The 14,296-nt window shown below is 46.6% G+C and carries 11 protein-coding genes; 8 read left to right on the top strand and 3 right to left on the bottom strand.

Translation table 11 applies throughout. The annotated features are described in order from the left end of the window. Position 1 precedes the first annotated feature (1 nt). The 4 genes from P2W83_RS05420 (at position 2) to P2W83_RS05435 (ending at position 6,082) form a co-directional block, all read left to right on the top strand. Positions 2–1,858: a tetratricopeptide repeat protein gene (locus P2W83_RS05420; RefSeq protein ID WP_276132681.1), complete on the top strand. Its 1,857-nt coding sequence runs from the start codon at positions 2–4 to the stop codon at positions 1,856–1,858. 17 nt (positions 1,859–1,875) lie between these two features. Next, positions 1,876–3,939 (top strand): ComEC/Rec2 family competence protein, encoded by a 2,064-nt coding sequence (locus tag P2W83_RS05425; protein ID WP_276132682.1) that lies wholly within the window; start codon positions 1,876–1,878, stop codon positions 3,937–3,939. 61 nt (positions 3,940–4,000) lie between these two features. Next, positions 4,001–5,512, top strand: a complete 1,512-nt coding sequence (purH, locus tag P2W83_RS05430; RefSeq protein WP_276132683.1) for a bifunctional phosphoribosylaminoimidazolecarboxamide formyltransferase/IMP cyclohydrolase — start codon at positions 4,001–4,003, stop codon at positions 5,510–5,512. Positions 5,513–5,530: 18 nt separating this feature from the next. Continuing rightward, positions 5,531–6,082 carry a GNAT family N-acetyltransferase gene (locus P2W83_RS05435; RefSeq protein ID WP_276132684.1) on the top strand — a complete coding sequence of 184 codons (552 nt, stop codon included), beginning with the start codon at positions 5,531–5,533 and terminating at the stop codon, positions 6,080–6,082. On the opposite strand, the gene P2W83_RS05440 is transcribed toward P2W83_RS05435, so the two are convergent. Continuing rightward, complete coding sequence (locus tag P2W83_RS05440) at positions 6,079–7,032, bottom strand: UDP-3-O-(3-hydroxymyristoyl)glucosamine N-acyltransferase (RefSeq protein WP_276132685.1); 954 nt, start codon at positions 7,030–7,032, stop codon at positions 6,079–6,081. The two genes, P2W83_RS05435 and P2W83_RS05440, sit on opposite strands and share 4 nt — an antisense overlap. Positions 7,033–7,103: 71 nt before the next feature. On the opposite strand from P2W83_RS05440, the gene P2W83_RS05445 reads away from it, so the two are divergent. The 3 genes from P2W83_RS05445 (at position 7,104) to gltX (ending at position 10,188) form a co-directional block, all read left to right on the top strand. Next, on the top strand, positions 7,104–7,943 hold the full coding sequence (locus P2W83_RS05445; RefSeq protein ID WP_276132686.1) for an aminotransferase class IV: 840 nt from the start codon (positions 7,104–7,106) through the stop codon (positions 7,941–7,943). Between the two features lie 78 nt (positions 7,944–8,021). Continuing rightward, on the top strand, positions 8,022–8,612 hold the full coding sequence (locus P2W83_RS05450) for an outer membrane beta-barrel protein (RefSeq protein ID WP_276132687.1): 591 nt from the start codon (positions 8,022–8,024) through the stop codon (positions 8,610–8,612). A 55-nt stretch (positions 8,613–8,667) separates the two neighbouring features. Continuing rightward, on the top strand, positions 8,668–10,188 hold the full coding sequence (gltX, locus tag P2W83_RS05455; RefSeq protein WP_276132688.1) for a glutamate--tRNA ligase: 1,521 nt from the start codon (positions 8,668–8,670) through the stop codon (positions 10,186–10,188). A 66-nt stretch (positions 10,189–10,254) separates the two neighbouring features. Here gltX and P2W83_RS05460 read toward each other — a convergent pair whose 3' ends face one another. Continuing rightward, the gene (locus tag P2W83_RS05460) at positions 10,255–11,418 is read right to left on the bottom strand and encodes an Omp28-related outer membrane protein (RefSeq protein ID WP_276132689.1); all 1,164 of its coding nucleotides are present in this window, start codon (positions 11,416–11,418) and stop codon (positions 10,255–10,257) included. A 154-nt stretch (positions 11,419–11,572) separates the two neighbouring features. Between P2W83_RS05460 and P2W83_RS05465 the strand changes: the two genes are divergently transcribed. After that, positions 11,573–12,319, top strand: coding sequence for an MbnP family protein (locus P2W83_RS05465; RefSeq protein ID WP_276132690.1), 747 nt, complete (start codon positions 11,573–11,575; stop codon positions 12,317–12,319). Positions 12,320–12,451: 132 nt separating this feature from the next. Here P2W83_RS05465 and P2W83_RS05470 read toward each other — a convergent pair whose 3' ends face one another. Next, complete coding sequence (locus P2W83_RS05470) at positions 12,452–14,269, bottom strand: cytochrome c oxidase subunit I (RefSeq protein ID WP_276132691.1); 1,818 nt, start codon at positions 14,267–14,269, stop codon at positions 12,452–12,454. Positions 14,270–14,296 lie beyond the last annotated feature (27 nt).

The raw sequence follows: 14,296 nt of genomic DNA on the forward strand, positions 1-14,296 counted from the left end.
AATGACTAACGTGAGAAAAGGAGTGTGGAGAATGAAACGTGAATTATATAAACTACTGCTGATGGTGTTACTGGCAATCTTGCCTGCACTATCATTCGCGCAGGGCGATCCTATTACACAGGCTCGCATATTCGTAGAACAGAAGCAGTACGAAAAAGCAATAGACATCTACAAAAAACTGTACGACCAAAACCCGACCAATGCCGACGTGTACACGGAGTACCTGAATGTGTTGATACAATCGAAAGATCTGAAGGGTGCTGAAAAGCTGGTTGGCGAACAGCAAAAAATGCGACAGCATCATCCGCTGAGTTATGTGGATATGGGTCGTGTGTATTTAGCAGCTGGTAAAGACAAAAAAGCTGAGGAGCAGTTTGACGAAGCTATTAAGTTCATTAACGGCGACGATCTGATGACGCAGCAAATAGCTAATGCATTTAGTACACTTGGTCGTGATGACTACACGCTGAAGACCTACGAACGCGCACGTGATATTCTCAAGAACCCTTACTTCTATAGCGGCCCAATGTCAAGGTTATATGCCAAGAGCGGCCAGATAGAGAAAGCAATCAACACGCTGTTAGAAGCAGGTCCGGGTCAGCAGGGCATGCTGGAAGATACCAAAGCTACATTGCTGGAATTTTTAGGCACCGATAAAAAGAATCTGCAACAGGCGCAGAAAACGCTGGTGAAAAAAATAAACGAGCAACCAGAGAATCCATACTACGCCGAGCTGTTGACATGGCTGTATACACAACGCGATGATTGGGATGGTGCCTTATTGCAGATAGAAGCATTGGACGAGCGCAACAAGGAGAATGGAGACCGACTGCTAGAGTTTGCACGCTATGCAGCGAAGGAGGATAAATATGAATATGCTATAAAAGGCTACGATGCCATAATAGCTAAGGGCGCCAAATTGCCTTACTATAGTCTGGCCAAAAGTGAAAAACTTGGTGTATTGTTCGCCCAACTGCAGGCCAATTATGCATACAAGCCTTCGGACGTAGCCACTGTACAAAAAGAATACGAAGCCTTCTTTGCAGAATTCCCGCAGTATTATACTTCAGAATCCATTAGGGACTATGCCAGGCTGGAAGCACGTTACGCCAACAACCCGCAAAAGGCTGTAGACCTTTTGACGAAAGCCTTGGAGCAACCGGCGTTGCGCAAGGATATCGCCGGCAGGGTAAAACTCGACCTGGGCGATTACTATATCCTTACAGGAAAGGTATGGGAAGCATCACTATTATATAGCCAGGTGGATAAAGATTTTCGCGAAGACCTGCTGGGCGAAGAAGCTCGTTTCAGAAACGCCAAGCTCGCATATTACCGCGGCGACTTTCAATGGGCTGAAGGACAGCTTTCGGTATTGAAAGCCTCAACCTCTGAACTGATCGCTAACGACGCTCTGTACCTATCGGTATTGATACTGGAGAATATTACGCCTGACAGCAACTTCGTACCCATACGCCGGTTCGCCTATGCCGACCTGCTGACGTTCCAAAACAAGGATAAAGAAGCGGAGACACTGCTGGATAGCCTGCTTACAGCCTTCCCGGAACATCCGTTGAAAGATGATATCCTGATGCAGAAAGCCGAACTTGCCGAGAAGCATCGTGAATACGCAAGAGCGCTCACCTTCCTGAAAGAGATACATGACAAACATGCAGAGGACGTATTGGGCGATGACGCTGTGTTCAAAATAGCTGACATTAATGAACGCTACCTGAAGCAGAATGACGAAGCCAAAAAATACTATGAGCTGCTAATAGTGAATTATCCTGGAAGCACGTATGTGCAGGTCGCACGCAATAGACTAGCGGCACTACAAACGGGCACACCCGCTATACCTTAATTACTATCTTTACCGGTATGAAGCAATGGCCGGTAAATAAAGCTGACTTCTGGGAGCAGGCGCCTTTTACAAGGCTACTGTTGCCGCTGATAGCAGGCATTGCTGTTTATAACGACATCAACTTAACTTTCAATACTATTATAACAGGCATAACAATATGCCTGTTGCTATTTATAGTAGTTGCTTTGGCCCGCAAGCAACACACAGCCGTTCGCATTGTGCATTTTGTATTGCTGCATGCTGTGGTCATTCTTTCAGCTTGGGCTCTGTGCTTTTTAAATGATGTTCGCAACAATAAAGACTGGTTTGGCAAACAGGTATCAACCGCGGATGCGTTCGTCGCAACCATTGCAGAGCCGCCGGCTGAAAAAGAGAAAACATGGAAACTGGAAGTGAATGTTCTGGGTAGCATCAAAGGAACCATGCTTTCGAAAACTTCTGGCAGTGCATTCGTGTACGTCTTCAAATACGGCGATCATTTTCCTTTCAAACAAGGCGACACCGTATTCCTGCCCAACAATTGGCAGCCGATAAAAAACGCGGGCAATCCTTTCGAGTTTGACTATGCACGCTACACGGCACAGCATAACTTGTATTTCCAGCAGTTTCTTGCACAGAGTGATATAAGGTTATTCAACCGAAGCACTAGTCTTGCATGGACAGATGAAGTACACAACTGGTGCATGGCGCGCCTTCAAACATTTATCTCTGATAAACAAACGCTGGGCCTGATACAGGCAATGCTGATAGGTGACGAAGCAAATCTTGACAGCGAACTAAGGCAGGCTTATTCCGAAACAGGCATTATTCATGTTATTGTTATCTCCGGTTCGCACATTGCGTTTTTCTTTTTCATTATCACCTTTTGTCTTGGCTGGATCAGGAGTAAAAAATATCGTTGGATAAAATACGCGTTGGCCTTGCCGCTAATCTGGGCGTATGTATTAATATCCGGAGCACCGCCGTCTGCTGTGCGTGCAGCCATCATGTTCTCCATTCTGGGTGTCGGCTTTATCTTCCAGAAACAACCCAATAGTTTGAATCAATTATTTGCGGCAGCTTTCGTTCTATTGTGTGTGCAGCCAATGTGGTTGTATTCTGTGGGCTTTCAGCTGTCGTTTATCGCAGTGCTGTCACTGATAGTTTTCTACAAACCTATCTACAACCTATGGCAACCTTCCCATGCCATAACGCGCGGGCTCTGGGGAACGATCGTTGCGAGTATTGCTGCCGAAATTTTAGTTGCACCGTTAGTGGTTTACTATTTCCATTTGTTCCCGCTAATGTTCATTATAGCCAACGTCGCAGCCTTCCTTTTTATGGGTATTGTGTTGGTAGCCGGCATGCTGATCATCGCATTCAGCTCTATGGCACCAGTAGCACATTTGCTGGCTATCGTGACAACATGGCTGACTTCAGTGTTTCACACATTCGTATTCAACATACAGCAATTCAATCCAGCTTCACTGCTGCATCTAAATATCACAACCATCGAAATGGTATTGCTGTATGGCACCATTACCCTTGCTGCTATTTACTTTTTCAAAAAGAAAAGACCTGTCTTATTTGTAGCACTAGCAACGTTCTGTGTTTTAGTGATATCATTGGGCGTCAGTCGCTGGCAGGCATTGCACCAGCAAAGACTAATCGTCTATAATATTAACCACATCAATCACATCGAACTTATAGAAGGCTGGAAGTACTCAGTGCTCAATTCGGATACCAGCCTTACCGAAAAGCAGCGCACCTATGCATTAAAACCAGCACAGGTCGGCTGGTATGCATGGGAAGGAACGACATCGCTGAACACCAGGTCTTTTGAAATAGTTGGCAAAAAAGTTTTGATATTAGACTCTGCGACTGCCATGGCGTCCGTGCCCTCAGATTATATTATTGTCAATTTCAAGCCCAAACCCCGTCAGCTGGCTGAGATCAACGCGCTGTACCACCCACAAAAGATAATCCTGGGCAGCCATGTATCGCGCAGCCAATCAATAAAATGCAAGCAGGTCTGCGATAGCCTGCACATACCCATGCACGCCACCCAGACGGATGGCGCCTTTATACTGCCAGGCTTATAACGGCTATGTCGCCTAACCTTCCTATCTTCGCGGCTCAAAACATAGATTAAAGTTTCTTTTTATGAACCGCCGTATTCAATCTGCACTGATATCTGTTTTCTATAAAGATGGCCTGGAACCGATCGTTCGCAAGCTGAACGAACTGGGAGTAACTATTTACTCTACGGGTGGAACGCAGACCTTTATCGAGCAACTGGGCATTCCGTGCACGGCGGTTGAAACTGTTACCAGCTATCCTTCTATCCTGGGTGGCCGCGTAAAAACCCTGCATCCTAAAGTATTCGGTGGTATCCTGGCTCGTCGCGATTTCGAAGACGATCAGAAACACGTAGCTGAATACGAGATTCCCCTGCTCGACCTGGTGATCGTTGACCTGTATCCGTTCGAGGAAACAGTAAAAAGCACCAACGACGAGAAAACTATCATCGAGAAAATCGACATCGGTGGTGTATCGCTGATACGTGCTGCCGGTAAGAATTATAAAGACGTTTGCATCGTAGCATCACGCAACCAATACGGCTCGCTGTTGGAGCTGCTGCAATCACAAAACGGTGAAACAACTATTGAAAACCGTCGTGCTTTTGCTGCTGCAGCTTTTGCTGAGTGCGCACACTACGATGTAGCTATCGCTTCTTATTTCAACCAGGAGCATAGCAGTTCATTCCAAATGTCTGTCGGTAATGAAAAATCACTTCGCTACGGCGAAAACCCACACCAGTCGGCGGCGTTCTATGGTGATATTGATGCTATCTTCGACAAGCTGAATGGTAAAGAACTTTCTTACAACAACCTTGTTGATACAGATGCTGCCTGCCAGATCATTTCAGAATTCAGCAAGCCAGCGTTTGCCATCATCAAACACACCAACGTGTGTGGCGTTGCAGAACGTGGTGATGTAGTGAGCGCATGGGAAGCTGCACTTGCCGGCGATCCTGAAAGTGCTTTCGGTGGTGTGCTCATCACCAACCAGCCGATCACATTGGAAGTAGCACAAAAGATCAACGAACTCTTCTTCGAAATACTGGTAGCGCCTTCATTCAATGAAGATGCGTTAGCATTGCTGAAAGGCAAGAAGAACCGTATACTGCTACTGCAAAAAGAATCATTCTTCCCTCAACGCGAATACAAGCGTATACTGAACGGTGTGCTGGTGCAGGAAGCCGATAAGACCAACTATGCAGAATGGATGGAAGCCGGCGCGCAGGATACCACTGACGAGCAGAAACAAGACCTGGTATTTGCCAACATCGTGTGCAAGCACCTCAAGTCGAACGCTATCGCACTGGTAAAAGACAAGCAACTGATCGGTAAAGGTTGCGGCCAAACCAGCCGCATCGATGCGCTTCGCCAGGCTTTGGACAAGTCGAAACAATTCGGCTTCAAGCTGGAAGGTGCAGTATTGGCATCAGACGCGTTCTTCCCGTTCGATGATTGCGCGAGGATGGCTCACGAGGCAGGTATCAAAGCGATCATTCAGCCGGGTGGCTCTATGCGCGACAACGACACTATCCAGTACTGCAAAGAGCAGGGGATGGCGCTCGTGCTGACACAAACTCGTCACTTTAAGCACTAATTACTATTTTCACGGTCTATGGTTTCTATACTCATAGACAATGAGTTATTGCTCCGTTCGTTTCAACCGGACGATGCCCCTGCTTTGTTCAAAGCGGTAGATGAATCGCGTATGCACCTGAGGTCGTGGCTGCGTTGGGTAGATGCTACCACCAAACAGGAGCATATCCTGCAGTTCATACAACGCACCCAACAGCAGCTGCATAACCAGCAAGCGTTGGAGCTAGGCATCTTCCATAACCGCGACATCATTGGCGGCATTGGCATGCACGACTGGGACCATCTGTTGAAGAAAGCGCAGCTGGGTTACTGGATCAAGAAAGAATACGAAGGTCAGGGCATTATCAATAAATGCCTTGTTCGCTTTATAGATTTCCTGTTCGAGAAACCGGGCCTCAATAAGATAGAGATCCACTTTATGCCTGCTAACAAACGTAGCGCCAAAGTAGCCGAAAGGCTTGGCTGCAAAGTAGAGGGTGTCATCCGCCAGAGCTATTTCATGAACGGCAGGTTAGAAGACCTGGTTATCACAGGCCTGCTAAAAACTGAGTGGAAGAGCCCTAATAATTAGATATTCTTTGGGTTGGTGATCTTATCCCAGATCTCAGGAATACGTTTGATCCAGTTGAACTCACGCATTTTGGAGCGCGCGTCTTCGACGGGACTACCAAAGTAAACTTTGCCGCCTTCGATGCTCTGAGCAACGCCGCTTTGCGCATACACTATAGCACCCTGGCCGATGGTCAGATCTTTACTTACACCTACCTGTCCCCAGAGTATTACTTCGTCTTGTATGATGGCTTTGCCGCCAACGCCCACCTGCGCGGCAAACAGGCAATTGCGGCCTATTACCGCACCATGGCCAATGTGGATATGGTTATCAAGCTTGGTGCCGAGACCAATGATGGTATCGCCGCTTACACCTTTGTCGATAGTACAGCACGCGCCTATTTCTACATCATTCTCTATGATGACACGACCACAGCTTTCCAGTTTATCGTATTGTGACTTCAGTTCTTTCCGGCGCTTGAAATAGAAAGCATCTGCGCCAATAACAGAACCGGCGTGGATGATCACATTGTCGCCAATAATAACGTGGTCGTAAATGGTTACGTTAGGATGTATCAGACAGTTTTTACCGATCTGCACATGGTTGCCTATGAACACGCCGGGCTGTATATGTGTATCGTCACCGATGATAGCTGTATCGCTGATCATCTTATTGGCAGGCTCGAACGGGCGGAAGTGCTTTACAATTTTCACGTATGCACTGAACGGATCAGGGTGTACCAGCAGGGTTTTGCCTTGTGGACATTCAACTTTTTTGTTGATGATAATAATCGTCGCAGCCGAAAGCAGGCATTTATTGTAATACTTCTCAAAGTCAACAAACGAAATATCACCCGGAATCACTTTGTGTATCTCATTGATACCCGTAGCCATCTGTTCTGTATCGCCTACCAATTCCGCTCCAGTAAATTCTGCCAGCCATTGTACAGACACCGCCTGCTCAAACCTCATACGTAAAAAAGTTTCCGCAAAAGTACTATAACGGCGGCAACCAAGGCAGTATATATTTGCAATAACAGCTAATGTTTGCACACTTGAACTACGTCAATCTTTCCGGCCAATTAATACCAGCAACTAGTGCCTCTGTCTCCCACGACAACAGGGCATTCCGTTACGGATATGGCCTGTTTGAGACTATGCTTGTGAGGAAAGGCGTGATCGAGCTATGGCATTACCATGCGGAGCGGCTGTTTGACGGACTGAAACAACTGCGCTTCGACCTCCCTACCCTGTTCAATTCCGATAGATTGCAGGAAGAAGTACTGCATACCGTGCGCAAAAACCAGCTCGACGAACTGTGCCGCGTGCGTCTACAGGTTTCGGCAGGCAGTGGCGGCTTATACGATTCGGCGGGTAAGGCGGAATACTGCATAGAATGTTTCCCCCTCGAAAAACACATTACCGAACTAAATGAAGCAGGATTGGTTACTGGCCTTGCCCAAGACCTTGTTAAGAGTTCAGATAGCCTGTCCAACCTGAAATCTTGCAGCGCGCTGATCTATGCAACAGCAGCCCAACAGGCAAAAGCCAACAAGTGGAACGACGCGCTCATACTGAATACATCCGGGAATATTATTGAGAGCACAATAGCCAATCTCTTCTGGATAAAGGACAGCAAAGTCTTTACTCCACCGCTTTCTGAAGGCTGTATTGCCGGTGTAATGCGAAGGCATCTTATTACCATCCTTCCCCAACGCGGCTATATAGTACAAGAACAAGCAGCTACCAAGTCTATGCTACAGGCGGCAGATGCGGTTTTCCTCACTAACGCTATCCGGAAGATAAAATGGATATGTAGAATTGATGAGACTGAGTATGCTATGCATATGATTCCCGACATCTATAACACTGCCTTTAAATAATTCTGGTTTAACGTTTTATAAACAGCTGTGCCGCTTCATTTGGCACATTTGTTTTTCGCCCGTTAAAAAGCGACTGGCATGAGGTGTTTTTTACTGGCAATAATAATGATAGCAGGCATAATGGGAACGAAGGCCCAGCGCGTGAACTTTGGTGCTGAAGCTGGCCTTTCTCTCAGTAGCATGGCTATCCGTCACCAGGGCGAACAGGTTAAAGCCGGTATGACCCCGGGATTGAAAGCGGGGGTTATCGGCGATGTCCGGTTCAATGATATGTTCTCCGTACAGCCCGGGTTGTATTTCAACCAGAAAGGCTACACTGATAACGGAATAAAAACCACACTGCCTTATGCAGAACTGCCAGTCAATTTCCAGTTCCGCTTCCCCGCATGGCACGGGCATTTCTTTACCGGAGGTGGGCCCTACGCCGCCTATTTGCTCAACGACAAGAATATAGCTTTCGAAAACCAGCATATCGAAAACACGATCAGCAATGTCAAGCCTTTCGATATGGGCATCAATATAAACGGTGGCTACCTGCTGCGTGGCAGCGCTTTTATTCGCGCCAATGCGGGTTTTGGGTTCATGAACCTGAACGGCAATGGCAACACCGAAAATGCCCTCCGCAACTGCTCGCTGAGCTTTACGCTGGGCTACATGCTTTCCCAATAGCCTTTAGGCACATCTAAGTTTGAGAGTAGCGGGCTTTCCTGCTAACTTTGCGCGCATGAGTAATAAAGTTCGCGTTCGTTTTGCACCGAGCCCTACTGGTGGCCTGCACCTGGGTGGCGTGCGTACTGTTTTATACAATTACCTTTTTGCCCGTCATCACGGTGGCGATTTTGTTTTGCGCATAGAAGACACCGACCAGAACCGCTACGTGGAAGGCGCTGAAGAATATATCTACAAATGCCTGGAATGGTGCGGCCTGGAGCCGGATGAAAGTCCACTGAAAGGCGGCCCGCATGCACCATACCGCCAAAGCGAACGTAAACACCTGTACTACCAATATGCGCAGCAGCTGATAGATTCGGGACATGCGTATTATGCATTCGATACGCCGGGTGATCTGGAGCGTATGCGCCAGGAGTTTAAAACTGATAGCCATACCAACCCGCAATACGATCATATGACGCGTATGCAGATGAAAAACTCGCTGTCGCTGGCGCCTGAGGAAGTGATCGAATTGCTGAACAATGGCACTCCGTATGTTATCCGCATCAAAATGCCGTTGGGTGAAAAGGTGAAGTTTACCGATATGATCCGTGGCGAAATGGAGTTCGATACATCGCTTGTAGATGACAAAGTATTACTGAAAGCTGATGGTATGCCCACTTACCACCTCGCTGTGGTGGTAGACGATTACCTGATGAAGATCACTCACGCCTTCCGTGGCGAAGAATGGCTGCCCAGTGCACCCGTTCACCTGTTGCTTTGGAAGTATTTGGGCTGGGAAGCATCTATGCCACAATGGGCGCACCTACCATTAATATTGAAACCAGACGGTCACGGCAAACTTAGCAAACGCGATGGTGAGCGTCTTGGATTCCCGGTATTTGCCATGAACTGGATGGACCCGCGCACCGGCGACAAAACCGAAGGTTTCAGAGAAAAAGGATTTCTGCCAGAGGCTTTTGTCAACTTGCTGGCCATGCTGGGTTGGAATGCAGGTACCGAGCAGGAAATATTCTCGCTGCAGGAGTTGGTTGAGAAATTTTCTATTGACCGTGTGCACAAAGGCGGCGCTAAGTTCGATTACGAAAAAGCCAAATGGTACAACCACCAATATATACAGCGCCTCAGCGATGAGCAGCTTGCAACGCTGGCGGAGCCATACGTGGAAGCACACGGAGGCAGCGATAACAGGGAAATGCTTGTGAAAGTAGCGGGCCTGATAAAAGAAAGACTGACCCTTGTTGGCGACTTCTGGGAGCAAGGTCACTTCTTCTTCCAAACACCCGAGATGGATGCGAGCCAGATCAAAGACAAATGGAATGACACTAAAAAGGCATTCTTCGAGGCCTGGGCTACCGAAATAAGCGGAATGAGCACCTGGGAGCACACTGCACTCGAACAAAGCTTTAATGCCCAAATGGAAAAGCACGGCCTCAAAAAAGGCGACGTGTTATTACCGCTGCGCATAATGCTGGTAGGTGGCAAATACGGCCCCGGCGTATTTATGATAGCAGAAGTAATAGGCAAAGAGGAAACTGTGAAACGAATTCACAATGCAATAGCAGCGCTTTAAGACGAAATCTAATAAAAATAAAAAGGGTGGCAATTGCCACCCTTTTTAAATATGTCCTGCTACACCTTATTGGATAGTCAGTTTAGAAACTTGTGTTTCCATACCGTTGCTCAGGTGCAGGAAGTAAGTACCTGCAGCTACACCGTGTGCTGATGGCTGGAATTGGATAGTGTGCAGACCTGCAACTTCCTCACTTGTGTAAGGAGCAGCTACCAACTGGCCTACAGTGTTGTACACTTTCAGTGTTACAGTTGCAGAAGTGGCTGTGTTGTACTCCAGTTTAATAACATCGTTAGCTGTAGCTGGGTTAGGATATGCATTCAACATTTGTACATTCTTAACCTCGGCAACTGCAGTAGGATGTTTGAACTGGAAGTGGCTGATCTCTTCGCCATTCAGAATTTCTTTCTGATCCTGGGCTGCATCGCCATCCATAGCTACGAAAGCAACGACGTGCATATTTTTGTTGTTCCAACCAGTAGGCGCAGCACCTTTTTTAGTAGTAAAGGCGATATGTTTAGTATATACTGTGTTTACTACAGGACCACTTGTAGGCCATGCATCAGAATAACCCCAGTTACCACCAAGAGCTTTGCGCAGTACGCGATTGTGGAACCAGCCTGTCAGAGGATCAGAACCTATAGAAGAAAGATAGTTGGTCTGACGCAGATCGTTCTGAGTACCTCCGCCATAGTTTTTCGCTTCAATGCTGTCTTCAATTACATATACCTGCAGTTTTACAGGAATACCTGCTGTTGGTGCAGTAGTGAATTTTACGTTCACATCAGCTTCATAAGCTGTATCATTCAACCTTACCATGTTAGTGAAGCTGATCGATACAGGAGCTGTCAGCGCTTTGCGAACATTAAATGCGTTTGGCCAGGCACCCCTGTTCATAGAAATACCAGTCCAGTCTGCGTCTTGCGCTGGCGGGTACATTTTCCTGTCAACTGCACCAGCAGGATAACCGTATGGTTTCACCATTGTATTAATAGCGTCACCAGCTGCTGTCCTCAACGGGCTTGATGCATTGGTATAGCTACCAGTATGAATAGCAATGGGAATTGTGTTTTCGGGATTAGCCGATTCAATGCCTTCAATTTTCACTGCACCGTCGGGGCAATAGCCGCATTTAACGCCGGTATAGTCTTCGATTACAACTTTCTTAACAGTCTGTGCATTAACTGCCATAGCAGGCAGTACAGCTAACGCAAGTAATAGTTTTTTCATAATTGTAAAGTGTTTTGTTTGTAGTGTAAATTTTACAGTAGACTAAATTAATTTTTTTTATTTTAATTTCAAAATTTTTTAACAGTTTAATTACATTTCGTCTATTCTATATTTTGCAATGTATTAATAATGAACTAATAACTTAAGTCCATTTATGTCAAAAAGAAGGTTCTGTTTCCTCGGTGCTGCAATTATTATGGCAATAAGTTGTCGTAAAAGGCCCGATCCCATCGGCCCTCCTATCACATCTTCGCTGACACTACAGTTTGAAAACATGGTCGGGGACCGAGTGCTTAGGCTGGACTCAACTGTATATACCAATGCAAATAACGACTCGTTCATAGTGAACAAATACAGGTATTATATTTCCAATATCATACTGATAACAGCCGAGGGAAAGAATTTTGTAGAGCCTGAAAGCTATCACCTCATTAAAGAAGATTTGCCTTCTTCAAAAAAATTTTCAATTAGCAATGTCCCTGCTGGCCAATACACCAAAATTCAATTTCTGATCGGTGTGGACAGCCTGCGCAATGTAAGTGGTGCTCAAACCGGTGCACTTGATCCGTCGCATACTATGTTTTGGGATTGGGAAACAGGTTATATCATGGCAATGTTTGAAGGCAAACGCGTTGGAACAGAGGATCTCCTTATCATGCACATCTCAGGTTTTAAGCCGCCTTATAATTCTATTCGCCAGATAACGTTGAGCTTGCCTTCACCTGTGCAGGTTAAAGAGGGAATTCAGCCCAATATTCACATTACATCAGACTTGGCCGAATGGTTCAAGACACCCAACTTGATTGACTTTGACGAAATACAGATAACGGCGGGTGGCTCTATAGGACTACAAATTGCAGACAACTACGCCGACATGTTTAAGATTGACCATGTAGATTAAATATACTCTGAACTGCAAATAAGGACTACTAATAAAACGCCTTTACTCCTGCAAAAAAGCCACGTAGATGCTAAGTGATCATAAAAATAGCCGGCTAATAGCCGGCTATTTTTTATTCAAAGTTATTTTGTTCTAGTGAGCTTCTTCTCCAGGTCTCAGTGGTGTTGTCTGAGAGATGAAATCACCACCGTTTCCGTCGTCTTTATAATCGTAAGCCCAACGATGAACTTCAGGTATTTCACCAGGCCAGTTACCGTGACCGGCATGGATTGGTGTAGTCCACTCAAGTGAAGTAGCACCCCATGGGTTTTGTGTAGTCACCTTACGTCCGCGCCAGATGCTGGCAAAGAAGTTAACAACGAATATCAGCTGACCGAAGAATACGATGATAGCTACAATACTGATGAAAGCATTCAAGTCGTTAAATTGTTTGAAAGACTCCCATGCACTGTAATCATAGTAACGACGCGGCATACCAGCGATACCTTCGTAGTGCATTGGCCAGAAGATCAGGTAAGCACCCGCAAACGTGATGAAGAAGTGGATGTAACCCAGCGTGTTGTTCATGAAACGACCATACATTTTGGGGAACCAGTGGTAGATACCAGCGAACATACCGAAGAACGCTGCCACACCCATTACTATGTGGAAGTGCGCGATCACGAAGTAAGTATCGTGCAGGTGGATATCAAGCGAAGAGTTACCCAGGTGGATACCTGTCAGACCACCAGATATGAACATCGACACAAAGCCGAGGGCAAACATCATTGGTACTGTAAAACGTATACGACCGCGCCAGATTGTAGTCAGCCAGTTGAACACTTTAACAGCCGAAGGTACAGCAATAAGCAGCGTCAGCAGTACGAAGATAGAACCAAGGAACGGGCTCATACCGGTAACGAACATGTGGTGCGCCCATACCAGGAAGGCCAGCACGGTGATACCGATCAGGGAGATGATCATCGCGAAGTAACCAAAGATAGGCTTACGACTGTGGATAGACAGAATTTCTGATGCCATACCCATGGTTGGGAGGATGATGATATACACCTCAGGGTGACCCAGGAACCAGAACAAGTGCTGGTACAGGATTGGAGAACCACCGATGTGCGGCAGCGCTTTACCACCAATAAATATTTCAGAAAGGTAGAAGCTGGTACCGAAGTTACGATCGAAGATCAGCAGCACTAAACCTGATAGCAGTACAGGGAAAGAAAGCACACCCAGTACAGCAGTGAAGAACAGCGCCCAGATAGTCAGCGGCAGGCGGGTCATCGTCATGCCTTTAGTACGCATGTTCAGGATAGTAGAGATGTAGTTAAGACCACCCAGCAGTGATGACACTACGAACAGCGCCATAGCTACAAGCCAAAGATCCATACCGATACCAGAACCCAGTGACGCTTCTTTAAGCGCACTCAGCGGAGGGTAAGTTGTCCAACCACCCGATGCAGGACCTGTTTGCACAAACAGTGAGCAGAACATGAAAACACTGGCAATAAAGAAGAACCAGTAAGACAGCATGTTCATGAAAGGCGAAGCCATATCACGCGCACCTATTTGCAGAGGAATAAGCAGGTTCGCAAATGTACCGCTCAGACCAGCTGTAAGTACGAAGAATACGAGGATGGTACCGTGCATGGTAACCAGGCCGTAATAAAATTCAGGAGACAGTTTGCCACCTTTAGCCCATTGGCCAAGGAAGGTTTCCATGATCGGGAATGTTTGATCAGGAAAGCCCAACTGCAGGCGGAAGAATACCGAAAACAGCGCGCCAATGATTGCCCATATGATACCGGTGATCAGGAACTGCTTACCGATAACCTTGTGGTCCTGGCTGAAAATGTACTTCGTAATGAAGTGCTGCTCATGATGCTCATGATGATGGCCGGTATCTTCGTGATGGCCATGCGCTACATTAGGTCCGTCTATAACAACTGTATTGCTCATTTTTATTGCACTATTTGTGTCACGCTG

The sequence above is a fragment of the Polluticoccus soli genome, assembly GCF_029269745.1.
GTDB classification, from domain to species: Bacteria; Bacteroidota; Bacteroidia; order Chitinophagales; family Chitinophagaceae; genus Polluticoccus; species Polluticoccus soli.